At 64.8% G+C, this 20,328-nt stretch carries 17 protein-coding genes and 1 pseudogene; 11 read left to right on the plus strand and 7 right to left on the minus strand.

Annotated features, from left to right (window positions below; genetic code table 11):
- Positions 1 to 155 precede the first annotated feature (155 nt).
- Both ACODSK_RS24470 and ACODSK_RS24475 read left to right on the plus strand, forming a co-directional pair.
- On the plus strand, positions 156 to 713 hold the full coding sequence (locus ACODSK_RS24470) for a PadR family transcriptional regulator (protein ID WP_489019669.1): 558 nt from the start codon (positions 156 to 158) through the stop codon (positions 711 to 713).
- The gene (locus tag ACODSK_RS24475) at positions 710 to 1,477 is read left to right on the plus strand and encodes a siderophore-interacting protein (RefSeq protein ID WP_489019670.1); all 768 of its coding nucleotides are present in this window, start codon (positions 710 to 712) and stop codon (positions 1,475 to 1,477) included. Before ACODSK_RS24470 ends, ACODSK_RS24475 begins: the two co-directional genes overlap by 4 nt.
- A gap of 9 nt (positions 1,478 to 1,486) precedes the next feature.
- Here the strand turns inward: ACODSK_RS24475 and ACODSK_RS24480 are convergent, their stop codons facing one another.
- Positions 1,487 to 2,137 carry a Pr6Pr family membrane protein gene (locus ACODSK_RS24480; RefSeq protein ID WP_489019671.1) on the minus strand — a complete coding sequence of 217 codons (651 nt, stop codon included), beginning with the start codon at positions 2,135 to 2,137 and terminating at the stop codon, positions 1,487 to 1,489.
- Positions 2,138 to 2,141: 4 nt separating this feature from the next.
- On the minus strand, positions 2,142 to 2,375 hold the full coding sequence (locus ACODSK_RS24485; protein ID WP_489019672.1) for a VF530 family protein: 234 nt from the start codon (positions 2,373 to 2,375) through the stop codon (positions 2,142 to 2,144).
- Between the two features lie 166 nt (positions 2,376 to 2,541).
- Between ACODSK_RS24485 and ACODSK_RS24490 the strand changes: the two genes are divergently transcribed.
- The 3 genes from ACODSK_RS24490 (at position 2,542) to ACODSK_RS24500 (ending at position 8,703) form a co-directional block, all read left to right on the plus strand.
- Complete coding sequence (locus ACODSK_RS24490) at positions 2,542 to 4,590, plus strand: TonB-dependent receptor (protein WP_489019673.1); 2,049 nt, start codon at positions 2,542 to 2,544, stop codon at positions 4,588 to 4,590.
- 310 nt (positions 4,591 to 4,900) lie between these two features.
- Entirely contained in the window at positions 4,901 to 6,238 is a 1,338-nt protein-coding gene (locus ACODSK_RS24495; protein ID WP_489019674.1) for a carbohydrate porin, read from the plus strand.
- Between the two features lie 56 nt (positions 6,239 to 6,294).
- Entirely contained in the window at positions 6,295 to 8,703 is a 2,409-nt protein-coding gene (locus ACODSK_RS24500; protein WP_489019675.1) for a glucose/quinate/shikimate family membrane-bound PQQ-dependent dehydrogenase, read from the plus strand.
- Positions 8,704 to 8,815: 112 nt separating this feature from the next.
- Here ACODSK_RS24500 and ACODSK_RS24505 read toward each other — a convergent pair whose 3' ends face one another.
- Positions 8,816 to 9,265: a ubiquitin-conjugating enzyme E2 gene (locus ACODSK_RS24505; RefSeq protein WP_489019676.1), complete on the minus strand. Its 450-nt coding sequence runs from the start codon at positions 9,263 to 9,265 to the stop codon at positions 8,816 to 8,818.
- A gap of 177 nt (positions 9,266 to 9,442) precedes the next feature.
- Here ACODSK_RS24505 and lon point away from each other — a divergent pair, with 177 nt between their 5' ends.
- Positions 9,443 to 11,866 (plus strand): endopeptidase La, encoded by a 2,424-nt coding sequence (gene lon / locus ACODSK_RS24510; protein ID WP_489019677.1) that lies wholly within the window; start codon positions 9,443 to 9,445, stop codon positions 11,864 to 11,866.
- Between the two features lie 188 nt (positions 11,867 to 12,054).
- Positions 12,055 to 12,453: a protease inhibitor I42 family protein gene (locus ACODSK_RS24515; RefSeq protein ID WP_489019678.1), complete on the plus strand. Its 399-nt coding sequence runs from the start codon at positions 12,055 to 12,057 to the stop codon at positions 12,451 to 12,453.
- Here ACODSK_RS24515 and ACODSK_RS24520 read toward each other — a convergent pair.
- Together ACODSK_RS24520 and ACODSK_RS24525 are read right to left on the minus strand one after the other, a co-directional pair.
- Positions 12,450 to 13,403: an alpha-xenorhabdolysin family binary toxin subunit B gene (locus ACODSK_RS24520; RefSeq protein ID WP_489019679.1), complete on the minus strand. Its 954-nt coding sequence runs from the start codon at positions 13,401 to 13,403 to the stop codon at positions 12,450 to 12,452. The two genes, ACODSK_RS24515 and ACODSK_RS24520, sit on opposite strands and share 4 nt — an antisense overlap.
- The gene (locus tag ACODSK_RS24525; protein ID WP_489019680.1) at positions 13,400 to 14,611 is read right to left on the minus strand and encodes an alpha-xenorhabdolysin family binary toxin subunit A; all 1,212 of its coding nucleotides are present in this window, start codon (positions 14,609 to 14,611) and stop codon (positions 13,400 to 13,402) included. The genes ACODSK_RS24520 and ACODSK_RS24525 overlap by 4 nt, the downstream gene beginning before the upstream one ends.
- 234 nt (positions 14,612 to 14,845) lie before the next feature.
- Between ACODSK_RS24525 and cmoA the strand changes: the two genes are divergently transcribed.
- From cmoA to ACODSK_RS24545, 4 genes and pseudogenes are all read left to right on the plus strand, one after another.
- Positions 14,846 to 15,589 (plus strand): carboxy-S-adenosyl-L-methionine synthase CmoA, encoded by a 744-nt coding sequence (cmoA, locus tag ACODSK_RS24530; protein WP_489019681.1) that lies wholly within the window; start codon positions 14,846 to 14,848, stop codon positions 15,587 to 15,589.
- Positions 15,586 to 16,509 (plus strand): annotated as a pseudogene (cmoB, locus tag ACODSK_RS24535) (tRNA 5-methoxyuridine(34)/uridine 5-oxyacetic acid(34) synthase CmoB); the annotation flags it as partial. The gene cmoA and the pseudogene cmoB, both read left to right, overlap by 4 nt.
- Positions 16,510 to 16,672: 163 nt before the next feature.
- Positions 16,673 to 17,347, plus strand: coding sequence for a heavy metal response regulator transcription factor (locus tag ACODSK_RS24540; protein WP_489019682.1), 675 nt, complete (start codon positions 16,673 to 16,675; stop codon positions 17,345 to 17,347).
- Entirely contained in the window at positions 17,344 to 18,723 is a 1,380-nt protein-coding gene (locus ACODSK_RS24545; RefSeq protein WP_489019683.1) for a heavy metal sensor histidine kinase, read from the plus strand. Before ACODSK_RS24540 ends, ACODSK_RS24545 begins: the two co-directional genes overlap by 4 nt.
- 100 nt (positions 18,724 to 18,823) lie before the next feature.
- Here the strand turns inward: ACODSK_RS24545 and pdxJ are convergent, their stop codons facing one another.
- Positions 18,824 to 19,567: a pyridoxine 5'-phosphate synthase gene (gene pdxJ, locus ACODSK_RS24550; protein WP_489019684.1), complete on the minus strand. Its 744-nt coding sequence runs from the start codon at positions 19,565 to 19,567 to the stop codon at positions 18,824 to 18,826.
- 44 nt (positions 19,568 to 19,611) lie between these two features.
- Complete coding sequence (gene recO / locus ACODSK_RS24555; protein ID WP_489019685.1) at positions 19,612 to 20,295, minus strand: DNA repair protein RecO; 684 nt, start codon at positions 20,293 to 20,295, stop codon at positions 19,612 to 19,614.
- Positions 20,296 to 20,328: the final 33 nt, after the last annotated feature.

Below are 20,328 nucleotides of genomic sequence, written 5' to 3' on the forward strand. Positions count from 1 at the left end.
GGCGGTGCATCATTTTGTGGTGATCTGAAGTTGTGTAGATACCCATGCAGCGATGGGGACCTGAAAAACACCACACCTTTCGGCACCCAGGCTTGCAATAAGATATATCTTGAGTAATATCTTGCGACATATCGTAAGACTCAAGAGGCAACCCCATGCGCGATCACTCCTGCGGCCCCCGCGAATCCGAAGGCTTCGAACGCCGTCGTGAGCGCGGCGACCGTGGCCCGCGGGTATTCGCCCCGGGCGATCTGAAACTGCTGTTGCTGGCCATGCTGGCCGAGCAGCCCTGCCACGGCTACGACCTGATCCGCCAGATCGAGAGCCTGTTCGACGGCAACTACAGCCCGAGCCCCGGCGTCATCTACCCGACCCTGACCTACCTTGAAGAGAGCGAACTGATCACTGGCGAAGTCCATGGCAGCAAGAAGCTCTACCAGGCCACCGAGGCCGGGCGCGAGTCGCTGAAGGAACAGGCCGTGGCCCTGGACGGCGTGCGTACCCGCATCGAGGTGAGCAAGCGCTCGCTGCGCGGCCATGACCGTCCGCCGGAGATCCACGAAGCCGTACACAACCTGCGCCATGCCCTGCAGATGCACAGCGGGCGCTGGAACCCACAAGAAATAGAGCGGGTACGCAACCTGCTCAACGAAACCGCGAAAGCCATCGTTGCCGGACCTGTTACCTCCCCTTCCCAGGAGCTTTCCGAATGACTTCGAACGAAAACACCATCCACCGCGTCATGCACGAGATCAAACACCGCCAGTTGAGCGTGCTGCGGGTGGTCGATCTCACCCCGCGCATGCGCCGCATCACCCTCGGCGGTGCCCAGTTGCAGGGCTTCATCAGCCTGGGCAGCGACGATCACGTCAAACTGCTGTTCGCCAACAACGCCGCGGAACAGGCGGCCATGGACGCCCTCGACCTGCCCAAGGAAGGCGTCAAGCCGACCATGCGCGAGTACACCCCGCGGCGCATCGACCTGGTCAACAACGAACTGGATCTGGACTTCGTCCTGCATGGCGACGGCCCTGCCTCGACCTGGGCGGCCCAGGCCAAACCCGGGCATACGCTGAACATCGCCGGCCCGCGCGGCTCGCTGGTAGTGCCGGATATCTTCGACAGCTACCTGCTGGTGGGCGATGAAACCGCCATCCCGGCCATCGGCCGCCGCCTCGAAGAACTGTCCGCCGGGCGCAAGGTGCTGGTGGTGATCGAGATCGAGGATGCACAGGAGCGCCAGCCGCTGCCGAGCAAGGCCGATGTCGAGGTGATCTGGGTCGAGCGGCACCAGCAGTCGGTGCTCGACGTACTGGCCGACCTGCAACTGCCGGCCGGCGAGCTGTACGCCTGGGTCGCGCTGGAGAAGGCCCTGACCCGCAAGGCCAAGGCGCTGCTGCTGGAAGAGAAAGGCGTGGCGGATGACCGGCTCAAGGCCGCCGCCTACTGGCGCCTCGATCCGAACGACGACGAGTAAGCCCCGCCCTCAGGGCTGCGTCCTGGCCTTGGCCAGGCGCCTGCCCTGCCAGCGGTCGAGGCCGATGACGCACAAGCCGAGGCCGACGAACGCGACGAGCATCACCAGTGCATTAAGCAGCACCCGCGGATAGCCCAGCGCGGTCACATCGATAAAGGGATAGGGGTAGAACCCGACCCACTGTCCACGTAACAGCGCATAACCGAAATACGCCAGCGGATACAGGGTCCAGGCCAGCAAATGGTCGAGCCGCAGGCTGCCCTTCCGCACCCGCAACCACCAATACACGGCGAACAGCGCCGGCATCACGTCGTGCAACAGCCCGTCCGCCAGCCATTGCCAACCCTGGGGTTGCCAGAGATGGCGCAGCAGCAGGCTGTAGGCAATCGCCACAAAGAGAATGCTCGCCAGCACCCCGGAAGCGACCCAGGGCGCCAGCCAGAATCGCCGCGCCGACGACTCGCGAGCGAACGCGTCGGCGGTGAGCACGGAGGCGACAAGGATATTGCTGAGCACGGTGAAGAAACCGAAGAAGTTCACCAGACCGCCCAGCAGGCTGGCCTGGTCCTGCCAACGGGCGATCAGGATCAGGTACATCTGCACCGCCAGGCCGAACCAGCCGAGCACGGCGGCGGCTCCGGTCCAGCGTTGCGCCGTCATCGGCCTACTGCCCGCGTTTGATGTCACGCAGCATCTTCAGATACAGGCCTTCGACCTTCTCCCGTGCCCAGGGCGTCTTGCGCAGGAAGGTCAGGCTCGACTTGATGCTCGGGTCGCTCTTGAAGCAGCGGATATCGATGCGCTGCGCCAGCCCGGGCCATTCGTAATGGGCCACCAAGGCATTGAGGATCTGTTCCAGGGTCACGCCATGCAGCGGGTTCTTGTCAGTGGCAGTCATGCCAGGGCTCCAGACAAACGAAGGTGCGCACCTTAGGCCGCTTTCGGCCCCGGGGCAAATGCTTCCAGCAAGTCTAGCCAGCGGGATCGCCCGGCGCAGGGATTGCATTTTGATTTCACTGAAATGTTATAGTGTAACCATTCATGACCTCTGCCAAGGACCCCGCATGCGTTACCTCCCCCTTCCCCTCTCGCCCCTCGCCGTCGCCCTGTGGCTGGCGTCGTCGCCCAGCCAGGCACTGGAACTGGAGCCACAAGTGATCACCGGCAATCCGCTGGGCAACGCACAACTGGCCACCCCGAGCACCGTCCTCGAAGGCGATCAACTGCTGCTGCAACAGAAAGGCAGCCTCGGCGAAACCCTCAATGGCGAGCCCGGCGTGTCGTCCACCTGGTTCGGCCCGGGGGCCAGCCGGCCGATCATCCGTGGCCTGGATGGCGACCGCATTCGCCTGCTGCGCAATGGCGTCGGCGCGCTGGATGCCTCGTCGCTGTCCTACGACCATGCCGTGCCGCTGGACCCGGTGAACGTCGACCGGGTGGAAATCGTCCGTGGCCCGGCCGCCCTGCTCTATGGCGGCAGCGCCATCGGCGGGGTGGTCAACACCTTCGACAACCGCATCCCCACCGAGGCCATCGAAGGCATCCATGGTGCCGGCGAACTGCGCTATGGCGGCGCCGACACCACCCGCAGCGCAGCGGGCAAGCTGGAGGCCGGTGATGGTCGCTTCGCCCTGCACCTGGACGCCAACAGCCGCCAGTTCAACGACCTGCGTATCCCCGGCTACGCCCAGAGCTCGAAGGTCCGCGATGCCGACGAACCGGGCAGCCGCCATCGCCTGGAAAACAGCGACGGCCGCCAGGACGGCGGTGCCATCGGTGGTTCCTACACCTGGGAGCACGGCTACACCGGCGTGTCCTACAGCCGCTACGACGGCAACTACGGCTCAGTGGCCGAATCCGGCGTGCGCCTGGCGATGGAGCAGGATCACTACGGCTTCGCTTCGGAAATCCGCGACCTGGAAGGCCCGTTCAGCTCGGTGAAGGTCGACCTCGGCTACACCGACTACAAGCACAGTGAGCTGGAGGAAGGCGAAGTCCACACCACCTTCAAGAACAAGGGCTACGAGGCCCGGGTCGAGGCCCGTCACCAGCCGCTGGGGCCGGTGGAAGGGGTGATCGGCGCGCAGGTCAACCGCAATGAATTCTCCGCCCTCGGCGAAGAAGCCTTCGTACCGCAGACCGATACCGACAGCGTCGCCCTGTTCGTCCTCGAACAGTGGCAGGCCACCGAGCGCCTGGCCCTGAGCCTGGGCGGCCGCCTGGAACATACCAAGGTGGATCCGGACGCCAAGGGCAACGAGCGCTTCGCCGAGGCCGACAGTTCCAGCAGCTTCACCGCGGCCAGCCTGTCCTCCGGCGCGGTGTACCAGTTGACGCCGATCTGGTCGCTGGCCGCCAGCCTCGGCTACACCGAGCGCGCACCGACCTTCTACGAGCTGTACGCCAACGGCGCCCACGTCGCCACCGGTGCCTATGAAGTCGGCGATCCGAACCTGTCGAAGGAAAAGGCCATCTCCGGCGACCTCGCCCTGCGTTTCGACAACGGCACGCACAAGGGCAGCGTCGGCGTGTTCTACAGCCACTTCCGCAACTACATCGGCCTGCTGGCCAGTGGCGAACTGCGTGAAGGCCATGACCATGGCGATGACGACCATGATGATCACGACCATGACCACGACGCCGACGGCATCCCCGAGTACCTGTACAGCGGCGTGCGTGCACGCTTCTACGGGATCGAGGCGCAGGATCGCTGGCAACTGCTGGAAAACCGCTATGGCAGCTTTGCCCTGGAACTCTCCGGTGACTACACCCGGGCGAAGAACCTCGACACCGGCGAAGACCTGCCACGCATCGCCCCGCTGCGCCTGAACAGCGGCCTCGTGTGGAACCTGGATCGCTGGCAGGCGCGGGTCGACGTGCAGCATGCCGCCTCGCAGCATCGCAAGCCGGCCAATGAAACCAGCACCGATGGCTACACCACGTTGGGGGCCAGTGTCGGTTATCGCTTCAACGTCGGTGAGAGCGAGTGGCTGGCGTTCGTGCGCGGGGAGAACCTGACCGACCAGACCGTGCGCTATGCCAGCTCGATCCTGCGGGATGTGGCGCCGGCGGCGGGGCGCAGTGTGGAAGTGGGGCTGCGTACCACCTTCTGATCCGTGGTGCCCTCAATCGCCGGCAATCGGATCGCCGCCCGGCCGGCTCCCACAGGGTTGCGGATGCGCCGCGAAACCTGTGGGAGCCGGCATTGCCGGCGATAAGGCCCTGATGATCGACACAAGATTGTTACCAATCCCACAAAACTTCCTAACCACACTCAACCTTTTCAACCCAAGCAATCCTCTATATCCTCCCCGCCCCAAGCTGAAACGCTTAATCACCCTGAATTTGCACAAGAATCCTGGCGAAACCCCAACGCCGGGATATCTGCCGTTTTTTTTGACCATCACAAGATAGCGCTATCTCATGCCTCGCCACCCTGCTTTCCCACTCCTCGCCGCGCCGCTGCTCTGCGCTTTTGCCGCACCGACCCAGGCCACTGCCCTGTTCGATTCCGACTCGCCCTGGATGCTCGGCGACTGGAACGGCAGCCGCAGCGAGCTGGCCGCCCGCGGCTACGACTTCAGCCTGGACTACACCGGGGAGATGGGCAGCAACCTGCACGGCGGTTACGACCATGACCGCACGACCCGCTACAGCGATCAGTTCGCCTTCGGCAGCCACCTGGACCTGGAGAAGATCCTCGGCTGGGACGATACCGAGTTCCAGCTGACCATCACCGAGCGCCACGGCAACAACATCAGCAACGACCGCATCACCGACCCGCGGGTCGGTGGCTTCACCTCGGCCCAGGAAGTCTGGGGCCGCGGCCAGACCTGGCGGCTGACGCAGATGTGGATCAAGCAGAAGTACTTCGACGGTGCCCTCGATGTGAAAGTCGGCCGCTTCGGCGAGGGCGAGGACTTCAACAGCTTCCCCTGCGACTTCCAGAACCTGGCCTTCTGCGGCTCCCAGGTCGGCAACTGGGTCGGCGACAGCTGGTACAACTGGCCGGTCAGCCAGTGGGCGGCGCGGGTGCGCTACAACCTCACCCCCGAGCTGTACGCCCAGGTCGGTGCCTTCGAGCAGAACCCGTCGAACCTGGAGCGCAATAACGGCTTCAAGCTCAGCGGCAGTGGCACCCAGGGCGCGATGTTCCCGGTTGAACTGGTCTGGAGCCCGGCAATCAGAGGCCTTAAAGGGGAATATCGGGCGGGCTACTACTACAGTAATGCCAATGCCAAGGATGTTTACCGCGACGACAACGACCAGTCCGCCGCACTGAGTGGCCAGAACTACCGCAGCCGTTCGAGCAAGCACGGTTTCTGGCTGGGGGCACAGCAGCAGGTGACGTCGTTGGCCAGCGACCATTCCCGTGGCCTGAGCGTTTTCGCCAATGCCACGCTGCACGACAAGAAGACCAATGCCATCGACAACTACGTTCAGGCAGGTGTGGTGTACAAGGGGCCGTTCGACGCCAGGGCGCAGGACGACATCGGTTTCGCCCTGGCCCGCGTGCACGTCAATCCCGCCTACCGCAAGAACGCCGAAGCGCATAACCGCGCCGCCGGCATCGACGATTACGACAATCCCGCCTTCCTGCCGGTCCAGGACACCGAGTACAGCGCCGAGCTGTACTACGGCATCCACCTGGCCAACTGGCTCACCCTGCGCCCGAACCTGCAGTACATCCGCCATCCGGGCGGGGTACACGAGGTGGACGACGCGCTGGTCGGCGGCTTGAAGATCCAGAGTCATTTTTAAGAGCCACGTTTAAAGGCCCAGTGGGCCCACGCTTTCAAACTGAGGGGGAACATTCAATGAGTGCAGACGGAACCCGCTGGCTACCGAGACTGCTCGGTGTGCTGCTGTTGCTGATGGGCATGGCCCTGGTGGCCGGCGGCATCAAGCTGATGCAACTGGGCGGCTCGCTGTATTACCTGATTGCCGGCATCGGCTTCGCCGTTTCCGGGATCATGCTGCTGGCCCTGCGCAAGCATGCCCTGGGCCTGTATGGCCTGGTGCTGCTGGGCAGCACGGCATGGGCACTGTGGGAGGTGGGCCTGGACTGGTGGCAACTGGTACCACGCCTGGCCCTGTGGTTCGCCCTTGGCGTGGTCCTGCTGCTGCCCTGGGCGCGGCGCCCGCTGCGTGGCCTGGCCGGCAAGCCGGCGCGCATCAACCTGGCGGTGCTCGGCGTTGCGGTGGTTGCCTCCGGTGCCACCGCCATCGCCAGCCAGTTCACCCATCCGGGCGAGATCAAGGGCCAACTGGGCCGTGACACCACCACGCTGTTCAACACCGCCCCGGATATGCCCGACGGTGACTGGCAGGCCTACGGTCGTACCGAATTCGGCGACCGCTACTCGCCGCTGCGGCAGATCACCCCGACCAACATCTACCAACTGGAAGAAGCCTGGAGCATCCGCACCGGCGACATGCCCAGCGCCGACGATCCGGTCGAGCTGACCAACCAGAACACCCCGCTGAAGGTCAACGGCATGCTCTACGCCTGCACCGCGCACAGCAAGGTGCTGGCCCTGGACCCGGACACCGGCGCGGAAATCTGGCGCTTCGACCCGCAGATCAAGAGCCCGGTCGGCAGCTTCAAGGGCTTCGCCCACATGACCTGCCGCGGCGTCTCGTATTACGACGAAAACCAGTACGTCAACGCCGACGGCAGCCCGGCGCCGAAGATCTCCGAAGCCGGCCAGGCCGTGGCCCGCGCCTGCCCGCGGCGTCTCTACCTGCCCACCGCCGACGCCCGCCTGATCGTGCTCAACGCCGATAACGGCAAGGTCTGCGACGGCTTCGCCAACCAGGGCACCATCGACCTGACCCAGGGCATCGGCCCGTTCACCGCCGGTGGCTACTACTCCACTTCGCCAGCAGCGATCACCCGCAGCCTGGTGATCATTGGCGGCCACGTCACCGACAACGAGTCGACCAACGAACCGTCCGGCGTGATCCGCGCCTATGACGTGCACGACGGCCATCTGGTGTGGAACTGGGACAGCAACAACCCGGACGACACCAAGCCGCTGGCTCCGGGCAAGACCTACAGCCGCAACTCGGCGAACATGTGGTCGCTGGCCAGCGTCGACGAGAACCTGGGCATGGTCTACCTGCCGCTGGGCAACCAGACCCCGGACCAGTGGGGTGCCGACCGCACGCCGGGCGCGGAGAAATTCAGCGCCGGCATCGTCGCCCTCGACCTGGCCACCGGCAAGGTGCGCTGGAACTACCAGTTCACCCACCACGACCTGTGGGACATGGACGTCGGCAGCCAGCCGACCCTGATCGACCTGAAGACCGCCGACGGCGTCAAGCCGGCGCTGATCGCCCCGACCAAGCAAGGCAGCCTGTACGTGCTCGACCGTCGCGACGGCAGCGCCATCGTGCCGATCCACGAGATCCCGGTGCCGCAAGGCGCGGTGCCAGGCGACCACACCGCGCCGACCCAGGCCCGCTCCGAGCTCAACCTGCTCGGTCCCGACCTGACCGAACAGGCCATGTGGGGCGCCAGCCCGTTCGACCAGATGCTCTGCCGCATCCAGTTCCGCCAGTTGCGCTACGAAGGCCAGTACACCCCGCCGTCGGAGCAGGGCTCGCTGGTCTATCCGGGTAACGTCGGCGTGTTCAACTGGGGCAGCGTCTCGGTGGATCCGGTGCGCCAGTTGCTGTTCACCAGCCCGAACTACATGGCCTTCGTCTCGAAAATGGTGCCGCGTGCCGACGTGGCCGAAGGCAGCAAGCGCGAAAGCGAAACCAGCGGCGTGCAGCCGAATACCGGCGCGCCGTACGCGGTGATCATGCATCCGTTCATGTCGCCGCTGGGCGTGCCTTGCCAGGCGCCGGCCTGGGGCTATGTGGCGGGGATCGACCTGCTCAGCAACAAGGTGGTGTGGAAGCACAAGAACGGCACCAGCCGCGACAGCTCGCCGATCCCGATCGGCCTGCCGATCGGCGTACCGAGCATGGGCGGTTCGATCGTCACTGCCAGCGGCCTGGGCTTCCTCAGCGGCACCCTGGACCAGTACCTGCGCGCCTATGACGTGAATACCGGTGAAGTGCTGTGGAAAGCCCGCCTGCCAGCGGGTGGCCAGGCGACGCCGATGACCTACACCGGCAAGGATGGCAAGCAGTACGTGCTGGTGACGGCTGGCGGGCATGGGTCGCTGGGGACCAAGATGGGCGATTACATCATCGCTTACAAATTGCCTAACTGATTGCTCTTGAGGGCCTCATCGCTGGCTTCAAGCCAGCTCCCACAGAATCGGTGCATGCAGTACCTGTGGGAGCTGGCTTGCCAGCGATGGGGCCCTCAAAACCAGCACAAGGCTACATGGCAAACTTCCGCGTCCACTCCCGCGCCGTCTTGTCGAACTGCACCCGCGCCCGCTGGTACTCCAGCACCGCTTCCAGGTTCAGCGCGCCGCGTGGATCCGGATCGCAGAGCAACGAAGTGATGCTCAGCAGCACCTTCGACAGGGTCAGCGCCGGGGTCCAGTTTTCATCGAGAATCTCCAGCCCGACCCGCCCGTCGCTGTCGATGTTCGGATGCCAGACCGGCGTCTTGAAGGTAATTGCCGGCGGCTTCGTCGGGTAGTCCTTGGGAAACTGCACGTCCAGGAAAAATACCCCGCCCTCGTAGGGCGTATCCCGCGGCCCCATCAGCGTGGCCTGCCAATGGAAGAAATCCTCGCCCAGCGGCCCCGCCGAGCAGTTGGCCGGCGGATCCTTGCTGATGTCCTGCAATTCCCGGTTGATGCGCTTCAGTGCAACGTCCATTGGCAACTCCCTAGACCCTGATGGGCGACAGCCACTACAGTAGCATTTGGCGATCACTGTCCCGTACATGCACTAAGCTGCATCTTTCATACGGCCTTCCCGACAAAAGCCGTCAGGCATTGAAACCACCCTCCTACCGCCCCATCTAAGCACCATAGTCATTCACGCAGGTGCCCCATGAGCGACCAGCAGGATCTCCCGGAACATCCCGACGAATACGCCGAAGTAGAACATCTCGACGACAGCGACCCGACCGGCCGCACCCTCGCCCTGCCCGGCCAGCAACTGCCGGACAAGGTCTACGTGATCCCGATCCACAACCGCCCGTTCTTCCCCGCGCAGGTGCTGCCGGTGATCGTCAATGAGGAACCCTGGGCAGAAACCCTCGACCTGGTGGCCAAGACCCCGCACCACAGCCTGGCCCTGTTCTTCATGGACGAGCCGCTGCAGGACCATCGCCATTTCGACACCTCGGCCCTGCCGCTGTACGGCACCCTGGTCAAGGTGCACCACGCCAGCCGCGAGAACGGCAAGCTGCAATTCGTCGCCCAGGGCCTGACCCGGGTGCGCATCCGCACCTGGCTCAAGCACCATCGCCCGCCGTACCTGGTGGAAGTCGAATACCCGCACCAGAGCCCCGAGCCCACCGACGAGGTGAAGGCCTACGGCATGGCGCTGATCAATGCGATCAAGGAACTGCTGCCGCTCAACCCGCTGTACAGCGAAGAGCTGAAGAACTACCTGAACCGCTTCAGTCCCAACGACCCGTCGCCGCTCAGCGATTTCGCCGCAGCCCTGACCTCGGCCACCGGCGTGCAGCTCCAGGAAGTGCTGGACTGCGTGCCGATCCTCAAGCGCATGGAAAAAGTCCTGCCGATGCTGCGCAAGGAGGTCGAGGTCGCGCGCCTGCAGAACGAGATTTCCGCCGAAGTGAACCGGCAGATCGGCGAGCACCAGCGCGAGTTCTTCCTCAAGGAGCAGCTCAAGGTCATCCAGCAGGAGCTGGGCCTGACCAAGGACGACCGCAGCGCCGACCTCGAACAGTTCAAGCAGCGCCTTGAAGGCAAGACCCTGCCGCCCACCGCTCAGAAGCGTATCGACGAAGAGCTGGGCAAGCTGGCGATCCTCGAAACCGGATCGCCGGAGTACGCCGTCACCCGCAACTACCTGGAATGGGCCACCGCCCTGCCCTGGGGCGTGTATGGCAGCGACAAGCTCAGCCTCAAGCACGCGCGCAAGGTCCTCGACCAGCACCATTCCGGGCTGGATGACGTCAAGGACCGGATTCTCGAATTCCTCGCCGTGGGCGCCTACAAGGGCGAGATCAGCGGCTCCATCGTCCTGCTGGTGGGCCCGCCCGGGGTGGGCAAGACCAGCATCGGCAAGTCCATCGCCGAGTCCCTCGGCCGGCCGTTCTATCGCTTCAGCGTCGGCGGCATGCGCGACGAGGCCGAGATCAAGGGCCACCGCCGCACCTACATCGGCGCCCAGCCGGGCAAGCTGGTGCAGGCACTGAAGGATGTCGAGGTGATGAACCCGGTGATCATGCTCGACGAGATCGACAAGATGGGCCAGAGCTACCAGGGCGACCCCGCCTCGGCGCTGCTGGAAACCCTCGATCCGGAGCAGAACGTCGACTTCCTCGACCACTACCTGGACCTGCGCCTGGACCTGTCCAAGGTGTTGTTCGTGTGTACCGCCAACACCCTCGACTCGATCCCCGGGCCGTTGCTCGACCGTATGGAAGTGATTCGCCTGTCCGGCTATATCACCGAGGAAAAACTGGCCATCGCCAAGCGCCACCTGTGGCCCAAGCAACTGGAAAAGGCCGGGGTGGCCAAGACCAGCCTGAGCATCAGCGACGCGGCGCTGCGTACGGTGATCGAGGGTTACGCCCGGGAAGCCGGGGTACGCCAGTTGGAGAAACAACTGGGCAAGCTGGTGCGCAAGGCAGTGGTGCGCCTGCTCGACGAGCCGGACGCAACCATCAAGATCGGACCGAAGGACCTCGAAGCGGCCCTGGGCATGCCGGTATTCCGTAGCGAGCAGGTCCTGGCCGGCAAGGGTGTGATCACCGGACTGGCCTGGACCAGCATGGGCGGCGCCACCCTGCCGATCGAGGCAACCCGCATCCATACCCTGAACCGTGGCTTCAAGCTCACCGGGCAACTGGGTGATGTGATGAAGGAGTCTGCGGAAATCGCCTACAGCTATGTCAGCTCGCACCTGAAGCAGTTTGGCGGTGATCCGACCTTCTTCAACGAGGCCTTCGTCCACCTGCACGTGCCTGAGGGCGCCACGCCGAAGGACGGCCCGAGTGCCGGCATCACCATGGCCAGCGCCTTGCTCTCGCTGGCGCGGGACCAGGTACCGAAGAAGGGTGTGGCGATGACCGGCGAGATGACCCTCACCGGCGCCGTGCTGCCGATTGGCGGGGTACGCGAGAAGGTGATCGCGGCGCGGCGGCAGAAGATCTTCGAACTGATCCTGCCGGAGGCCAACCGCGGCGACTTCCAGGAACTGCCGGAGTACCTGAAGCAGGGCCTGACCGTGCATTTCGCCAAGCGCTTCGGGGATGTGGCGAAGGTGTTGTTCAGCTGAAGCCTCCGGCCCGTCAGCCAAACACTGTGGGAGCGGGTTTACCCGCGATTGCGTCGGTGGCGCCACCATCGTAATCGCGGGTAAACCCGCTCCCACAGTACCGCGCTGAAGAATGCTCCCGGTAGAACTGCGGCACTCTTCCGGTTTAAGCTCCGGTCGCATGTCAACACTGCGCTCCGGAGTGCTTCATGAAGATCCGCCGTACCGCCCTGCTGTCGGGCTTCAGCCTGCTTGCCGCCTGCTCCCACGACACCACCCGCACCGAGCCGGTGGTGGTGGAAAAACAGAGCCAGTGCCCGATCGAACTGAATGTCGGCCAAGCCCTGACCCTGTCCCTGCCGAGCAACCCCAGCACCGGCTACCGCTGGCTGCTGCAGAACCCGGCCAACGCCATCCTCAACAGCCTCGGCCCCGAGGTCTACAGCAGCAACAACAATGACGGCATGGTCGGCAGCGATGGCCTTTCCACCTGGCGCCTGCGCGCCAAGGCCGCCGGTGAAGGCCATCTGGTGCTGGTCTACCAGCAGCCCTGGGCGCCCGAAGAACCGCCGGCGCGGAGCTTCGATTGCGTGATCAGGGTCAACTAGACCGCTTCATAGCGCCGGCGTACCGCCAGCAAATACTCCTCCATCGTACTCAGGGCAGCGGCCATGGCCGGGAGGTCGGTCTGCGCCCTGATCACCTTGATCTGCTCGGTCCAGCCCTGGGCCAGGGTGACCGCCTGCTCCAGCCACTGGTCACGCATGCAACCAAGGGCCTCGACCTTCGGCAACTGATCCAGCTCGCGCTGCAGCGATGCCCGCCGGGTTTCCCAGTCAAGCAGCTCGTTGGCCAGCACGTTGGCTTCGGCCACCTTGCGCGAGCGCAGCTTGACCACCTCGGAAAACTTGCGTCCTTCGAGCTGCCCCGCAAGCTTGTCGGCGAAGACCCGCGCCGCCGCGATCAGCGTCAGCGGATCGACGGCCTTGACCAGCGTCTTCTGCACCAGGATCACTTCTTCTTCGGTCGGGATCAGGCTCTTGAAAATCGACAGCAGGTCAGGTGCTTCGAAGGCGCCGATCACCTGGTCCATCGCCGCCAGTTGGCTCTCGAGATCGGCGATGCGCGCGTTCTGGTTGGCGATCGATGCACTCAGGCCATCGTGTTGCGCCACCAGGGTCTCGATCCGCTCGCCCACCGCCGGCAACCTGGCCTTGCCCAGCGCAGCCAGGGCATCGGCGATATCCTGGCCCTTGCTTTCCAGGCGCTGCCGGTCACGCAGGGCGTCCTGTTCGAGGATCGCGGCCTGGCCAGGGCTCTCCACCAACTGCAGGGCGAGGTCACCCCATTTGTGGTTAGTCAGCAATACCACGGCGCTGAGTACCCGCTCGGAGAGCAGGCGGTCGACGTCCAGCAAGCGGGTCGACAGCCCTTCCAGTTGCTCGCGAAGGGCCGGCAGCAGGGCCGGGGTAGTGCTGTAGAGCTGCTTGAGAAACGCTTCCTTCAAGTCGTTCATCCGACTGATGTCGGGTAACGAATCCGGGTTGGGCTGACTCATGACGAGGTTCCTTCCTTGCTGATTTCATCCATGGTTTCGTTGAAGATCTTCGACAGTTGCGAGGAGATGTCGCGAATGCTGTGCCACGGACGCAAGACCCGTTCGAAGCGCAGGATGAAGGTGGCCAGTTCGATATCGGTCGTGATCAGGCCCAGTTCCTCGCCGGACTGTTCGAGATAGACGCCGAGCATGTGCCAGACATCCTCGAGGTTCTTCGCCGCCGTCTGCACCTCGGTCAGGCGGAACTTCAGGTCGGCGATCTGCAGGCTGGTGTTTTCGAACACCCCGACCATCGGGCTGATGGTCGCGATCTGCCTCACCAGCGTCTCGCGCTCGCGGCGCAGGCGCTGGTTGTTCAGGCGTACCGTCTCGGCCTGGGCGCCGTACACACCACCGGTGATCGCCACGCCGATGGGCCCGAAGGCCAGTCCGGTGAAGGCCAGCCCTACCAGCTTCTGGTAGGTGGCATCCATCTTCTCGATCTCCTTGTCCAGCGGCACGATCTTCGCGCGCAGGCCATCGATGACCTTCTCCGGGCTGACATCCTTGATCTGCCGGTTCAGCGCGTCGGTTTCCGGGCGCAACTGGCGGACCACCGCGTCGGTGAACCACTGGGCGCGCTCCTTGATCGCGGTGATGCGCAACTTGACCTCGGCGACGTCCTCGCTGATCAGGTCAAGGTAGTTGCCCAGGCTGGCGATCTGCCCGCGCTCGCGCTCGCCGATCTGGCTGAAGCCGACCCGCTCCAGCGACACCTCGTCCACCACATCGCCCAAACGGGCTTTCAGGGTGCGGAAGGCTTCGGTGGCCGCGAGCTTTTCAATCAGCGCGCCGCCCTCTCCGATAAAGGTGCCGGCGAACAGATCGAGGCGGGTGCCGAGGGTCTTGGTTTCCCGTTCGAGCACATCCCAGGCACTGACGTGGGTACGCAGGTTGGTATAGAGGCGATCGACGTGGGTGACGTCGATGCCGAGCAGGGAGAAGTCATGGCTGCCGTTGATTTCCTCGACGCTCTTCGGCAGGCGCAATACGTAGTGCGCGTAACGCTTGATGCTTCTCAGGTTGTCCGCAGTGAAAATCAGCGCCGGTTGCATGCGGCTGTTTTCGGCACGGCTGGAGATGACATCGAAATACTGCTTGGGTACGAATTCGGCACGCTGCTGGGCATCCAGCACCTGCAGCGATTCGTTTTCTTCTTGGCTGGTCATGGTGTTGTCCTGTGCAAAGGGTCCTTCCCGGACCTGAGCGCTGCCCCGTCCGGCAGGGCAGGTGAACCAACCTACGCCGTAGCCGCCAGCGGCGAAGTCGTCGCCAGTCGCTGCGCCATGGCGGAAAGCTCCGACTGGCAGGAGCGAAGCCGGGCATCCGTCCGGCAACACATAGGCATGGCTTCCTCACTTGGCTAGAATGTCGCCCCGTTTCGACCATCCCGTGTACAGACCGTGAGCCAAGAACCCGACCGTCTATTCGCCGCCGCGCTGGATCAGGTGCCCGACTTCACCTTCAACGAAGATGTGGTGCGGGTGTTCCCCGACATGATCAAGCGTTCGGTGCCCGGCTACCCGACCATCGTCGAGAACATCGGCGTGCTCGCCGCCCAGTTCGCCCGCCCGGACACCCTGCTCTACGACCTCGGCAGTTCCCTCGGTGCCGTGACCCAGGCCCTGCGCCGCCACGTGCGTAGCGATGGCTGCCGGGTGGTGGCGGTGGACAATTCGGCCGCCATGGTCGAGCGCTGTGGCGAGTACCTGAAGGCGCAGGACGCCATGTACCAGGAGTTGCTGCCGGTGCAGGTGATCGAAGCCGACATCACCGCGCTGGAGCTGCAACCGGCCTCGGTGGTGGCGATGAACTTCACCTTGCAGTTCATCGAACCGGCCGCGCGCCTGGCCCTGCTCGGCCGCATCCGCCAGGCCCTGGTGCCGGGTGGTGCGCTGATCCTCTCGGAAAAACTGCGCTTCGCAGATGCCGACGAGCATGCCCTGCTCACCGACCTGCATATCGCCTTCAAGCGCGCCAACGGCTACAGCGAGCTGGAAATCGCCCAGAAACGCAGCGCCATCGAAAACGTGATGAAACCCGACAGCCTCGAAGAACACCGGGCGCGCCTGCAGGCTGCGGGCTTCTCCAAGGTGGTGCCGTGGTTCCAGTGCCTTAACTTCGCCTCCCTGATTGCCCTGCCATGATCGATCTGTCCCCTCTGGTCCGCCGCTTGGCGGGCACCCCGCTGGCTAGCTGGTCGCAAGGCCTGCAAGCCCAACTCGATGCCAAGCTGGAAAAAGGTCACGGCGACCTGGAGCGCTGGCAGAGCGCGCTGGACCGCCTGCCTCCGCTGATGCCGAGCGACGTCGACCTGGTCAACGGCCTGCGCCTGGACTTCGCCTGCGACGACGCCACCCGCGAGCAGGCACGCGCCGCCTTGATGGGCCTGTCGCCCTGGCGCAAGGGTCCGTTCGACCTGTTTGGCGTGCACGTCGACACCGAATGGCGTTCGGACTGGAAATGGTCGCGGGTCGCCCCGCACCTCGACCTGCGCGGCAAGCGCGTGCTGGATGTCGGCTGCGGTAATGGCTACTACCAGTGGCGCATGCTCGGCGCCGGGGCTGACAGCGTGATCGGCATCGATCCGAACTGGCTGTTCTTCTGCCAGTTCCAGGCGGTGCAGCGCTATCTGCCGGAACTGCCGGCCTGGCACCTGCCCTTCGCCCTGGAAGACCTGCCGGCGGCGCTGGAAGGCTTCGACACGGTGTTTTCCATGGGCGTGTTCTACCACCGCCGCTCGCCGATCGAGCACCTGCTGGCGCTGAAGGATTGCCTGCTCAAGGGCGGCGAGCTGGTCCTGGAGACCCTGGTCATCGAGGGCGACGAAAACCAGGTGCTGGTGCCGGAAGACCGTTATGCGCAGATGCGCAACGTCTGGTTCCTGCCCTCGGTGCCGGCGCTGGAGCGCTGGTTGCGGCGTGCCGGATTCAGCGATGTGCGCTGTGTGGATGTCAGCACCACCAGCGTCGAGGAACAGCGCAGTACCGAGTGGATGAAATACCAGTCGCTGAGCGATTTTCTCGATCCGGCGGATCACGGCCGCACCATCGAAGGCTTGCCGGCGATAGGGCCCTCGAAGTCACCTAACGGCCGGATGGCTGAAACATTACAAATCGGTAACCTTCCCCTCCTCGGCAACACCCTGTCATACCATTCCCCTCCCGCAGCTTGACCCTGAAGTCACTTCAGGCTTGAGAATCGCGCCTCCTTTGCCGCCGAGCCCATCCATGCGCCTACTGATCATCGAGGACGAAGTCCGCACCGCCGCCTATCTGCAACAGGGCCTCAGCGAAAACGGCTATGTGGTCGACTGCGCCCACACCGGCCCCGACGGCCTGCACCTGGCCCGGCAGCAGTCCTACGACCTGGTGATTCTTGACGTCAACCTGCCGGAGCTGGACGGCTGGAGCGTGCTGCAACAACTGCGCGCGCAGTCGGCCACGCGGATCATGATGCTGACCGCCCACGGGCGCCTGTCCGACCGGGTCAAGGGCCTCGACCTGGGGGCCGATGACTACCTGCTCAAGCCCTTCGAATTTCCCGAACTGCTGGCCCGGGTGCGCAGCCTGCTGCGTCGCAGCGAACAGGCATTGCAACCCGCCACCCTGAAAGTCGCCGGTCTGGAACTCGACCCCGGCCGCCACCGCGCCTGGCGCAACGGCCAGCGCATCGACCTGACCGCCAAGGAATTCGCCCTGCTCCATCTGCTGATGCGCCAGAGCGGCGAGGTGCTGTCACGGACGCAGATCATCTCGCTGGTCTGGGACATGAATTTCGACTGCGACACCAATGTGGTGGAAGTCTCGATCCGCCGCCTGCGGGCCAAGATCGACGATCCTTTCGACAACAAGCTGATCCATACCCTGCGCGGTGTCGGCTACGTGCTGGAAGCCCGCGAATGAAACCGATGCGCCTGTCGCTGCGCCTCGGCCTGGGGGTGATCCTGATGGGCGCGGCGCTGGTGCTGCTGCTCGCCGCCCTGGCGGTGTTCGCCCTCGACCGCGAGCTGGACCGGCGCGCCCGCGACCACCTCGAACGCAAGATGGAGCAGATCGAACATAGCCTGAATGTCGACCTCAAGGTCACCGACCTGAGTGCCCGCGCCCATCCGTTGCTGGATGTGGTGATGGGCCATGACAACCTCAGCCTCAGCGTGGTCGAGCACAGCGCCCGGCATCCCGCACGGCTGAGCCTGGGACCTTCGCTGGAGGCACCAGCCGAGCCGATCGCGGTGGGTCCGCGCCTGGCATTCACCGAGTGGAACGACAGCCAGAACAACCAGTTGCTCAGCACCGCGCGCAGCATGCGCCTGCAGGACGGCACGGCGGTCCAGGTGCTGTTGACGGTCAACCGCAGCGAAGACCTCGACCTGCTCCACGCCTACCTGCGCTCTACCCTGCTCGCCTTGCCCCTGTTGTTGCTGCTGATCGGCGTCTGCGCCTGGAAGCTGGTCCAGGGCGGGCTGGCACCGCTGCGCCGCTTCCGGCGGATCGCCGAACAGGTGTCGGCCCAGGATCTCGCCCACCGCCTGCCGGAAACCCGCCTGCCGCAGGAGCTGCAAGCCCTGGCGCGGAGCATCAACGTGATGCTCGACCGCCTGGAAAACGGCGTCGGCCAGCTCGCCCAGTTTTCCGACGACCTGGCCCACGAACTGCGCACGCCGATCAGCAACCTGATGGGCAAGGCCCAGGTGACCCTCAGCCGCGAACGGCCGCCGCAGGACTACAAGGTGGCGCTGGAGGACAGCATCGAGGAACTGACCCGGCTGAACCGCATCATCACCGACATGCTGTTTCTCGCCCAGGTCGAGCAGCCGCAGGCTGCGATGCAGTTGCACCCGGTGGCGCTGGGCGAAGAAACGCGGCGGGTGGCCGAGTTGTTCGATCTCAGTGCAGAGAGCAAGGGCATTGAGCTGAAGGTGCGCGGCTGGGGCACGGTGCGCGGCGATCGGCTGATGATCCAGCGGGCGCTGTCGAACCTGTTGAGCAATGCGATCCGCCACAGCCCGGAGGGGCAAACGGTGAAGATCGGCATCGAGCCACGGGACGAGGGGCTGGCCTGCTGGGTGGAGAATGGCGGCAAAGGGATTGCCGCGGAGCACCTGCCCCATCTGTTCGAGCGTTTCTACCGGGTGGGTTGCGGGCGTTCGCGGATGGATGGCGGGACCGGACTGGGGTTGGCGATCGTCAGGTCGATCATGCAGGTGCATGGGGGGCGGGTCGAGGTGGCAAGCGCGGTGGATGGGCCGACGCGGTTCAGTCTGGTGTTTCCTCAGTGACCGTTAGGGCCTCATCGCCGGCAACGCCGGCTCCCACAGGGTTCGGCGGTGTACGCAATACTTGTGGGAGCCGGCGTTGCCGGCGATGAGGCCCTAAAGATCAACGCCGGCTGGCTGCCAGAATCAACGCCTTCATTTCCGCCACAGCCCCCTTGAAGCCGACAAACAGCGCATGGGCCACCAGCGCATGACCGATGTTCAGCTCGTTGATGCCCTTGATCGCCGCCACCGCCTCGACGTTGTGGTAATGCAGGCCATGCCCGGCATTGACGATCAGGCCCTGGCCCAGGCCAAAGGCCACGCCATCGGCAATACGCTTCAGCTCGTCGGCTTCTTCCGCCGGGGTATGGGCATCGGCATAACGCCCGGTGTGCAGTTCGATGGCCGGTGCGCCAACGCGGCGCGACGCCTCGATCTGCCGCTCGTCGGCATCGATGAACAGCGACACTTCCGAGCCCAGCTTCGACAGGCGCTCCACCGCCGCCTTGATCCGTGCTTCCTGGCCGACGACGTCGAGACCGCCTTCGGTGGTCAGTTCCTGACGGGTTTCCGGTACTAGGCAGATGTGCGCCGGGCGGATGCGCTCGGCAAACGCCATCATTTCCTCGGTGACACCCATCTCGAAGTTCATGCGCGTCTGCAGCACGTCCTTGAGCACCAGCACGTCGCGTTCCTGGATATGCCGGCGGTCTTCGCGCAGGTGCACGGTGATACCGTCGGCACCCGCCTCTTCGGCGTCCAGCGCGGCCTTGACCGGGTCGGGGTATCGGGTGCCACGGGCCTGGCGCAGGGTGGCCACGTGGTCGATGTTGACGCCGAGAAGGATGCGGTTGCTGTGAGTCACGAAGAAGCTCTCCTGAAGATTGAGCCCGACAGCATACGTCGTGCTCAGCGCTTGCGAAACAGTTCCCGGCTGACCAGCGGACGACCGCCCAGGTGCACCGCCAGGGCCTGGCGCATCAGGCGCTTGGCCGCACTCAGGGCGCCGGGAGCGTCCCAGTCGGCCTCGGCCATGGCCGCCAGCTCGCTGCCGCTGAACAGGCCGGGTTGCAACAGGTAGACCCGCTCCAGCCCGGCATCCACCTGCAAGCGATACCAGGCGTCCGCCACCAGCGGGTCGCCGTTGATGTCCTGGTCGAGGGCGAAGGCATAGCCCAGTTCGTCCAGCAGGCGCCATTCGAAACTGCGCAGCAGCGGCTCCAGGGCGCGGCCTTCGGCCAGGGCCTGCAAGGTCGCGGCGTAGTGGGCGAACAAGGCGGGATGGGGATCTTCGGCCGGCAGCAGGCGGATCAGCAGTTCATTCAGGTAGAGCCCGCTGAACAGCGCGTCGCCATGCAGCCAGGCGGCCACCCCGACGCTGTCGAGGCGACCGACGTTCTTCAGCTCGCCGCGCCCGCGCAGCTCGATTTCCAGCGGCAGGAACGGCCGCGCCAGGCTGCCGCCCTTGCCACGGGCCCGGCGCATGACCGCTCGGAACCGTCCCTGGGGCGTGAGAAAGTCCACCAGGGCACTGGTTTCGCGGTAGGCACGGTTATGCAGAACGTAGGCCGGCAGGGCCTCTGGCTGGTCCATGATGGCGTTCGCAGAAAAGTCGGCCCGACACCG

Source organism: Pseudomonas sp. FG98 (genome assembly GCF_057808595.1).

Coding starts and splice junctions, on each gene's coding strand:
- ACODSK_RS24470 (WP_489019669.1), top strand. CDS start 156: ATGCGCGATCACTCCTGCGGCCCCCGCGAATCCGAAGGCTTCGAACGC.
- ACODSK_RS24475 (WP_489019670.1), top strand. CDS start 710: ATGACTTCGAACGAAAACACCATCCACCGCGTCATGCACGAGATCAAA.
- ACODSK_RS24480 (WP_489019671.1), bottom strand. CDS start 2,137: ATGACGGCGCAACGCTGGACCGGAGCCGCCGCCGTGCTCGGCTGGTTC.
- ACODSK_RS24485 (WP_489019672.1), bottom strand. CDS start 2,375: ATGACTGCCACTGACAAGAACCCGCTGCATGGCGTGACCCTGGAACAG.
- ACODSK_RS24490 (WP_489019673.1), top strand. CDS start 2,542: ATGCGTTACCTCCCCCTTCCCCTCTCGCCCCTCGCCGTCGCCCTGTGG.
- ACODSK_RS24495 (WP_489019674.1), top strand. CDS start 4,901: ATGCCTCGCCACCCTGCTTTCCCACTCCTCGCCGCGCCGCTGCTCTGC.
- ACODSK_RS24500 (WP_489019675.1), top strand. CDS start 6,295: ATGAGTGCAGACGGAACCCGCTGGCTACCGAGACTGCTCGGTGTGCTG.
- ACODSK_RS24505 (WP_489019676.1), bottom strand. CDS start 9,265: ATGGACGTTGCACTGAAGCGCATCAACCGGGAATTGCAGGACATCAGC.
- lon (WP_489019677.1), top strand. CDS start 9,443: ATGAGCGACCAGCAGGATCTCCCGGAACATCCCGACGAATACGCCGAA.
- ACODSK_RS24515 (WP_489019678.1), top strand. CDS start 12,055: ATGAAGATCCGCCGTACCGCCCTGCTGTCGGGCTTCAGCCTGCTTGCC.
- ACODSK_RS24520 (WP_489019679.1), bottom strand. CDS start 13,403: ATGAGTCAGCCCAACCCGGATTCGTTACCCGACATCAGTCGGATGAAC.
- ACODSK_RS24525 (WP_489019680.1), bottom strand. CDS start 14,611: ATGACCAGCCAAGAAGAAAACGAATCGCTGCAGGTGCTGGATGCCCAG.
- ACODSK_RS24540 (WP_489019682.1), top strand. CDS start 16,673: ATGCGCCTACTGATCATCGAGGACGAAGTCCGCACCGCCGCCTATCTG.
- ACODSK_RS24545 (WP_489019683.1), top strand. CDS start 17,344: ATGAAACCGATGCGCCTGTCGCTGCGCCTCGGCCTGGGGGTGATCCTG.
- recO (WP_489019685.1), bottom strand. CDS start 20,295: ATGGACCAGCCAGAGGCCCTGCCGGCCTACGTTCTGCATAACCGTGCC.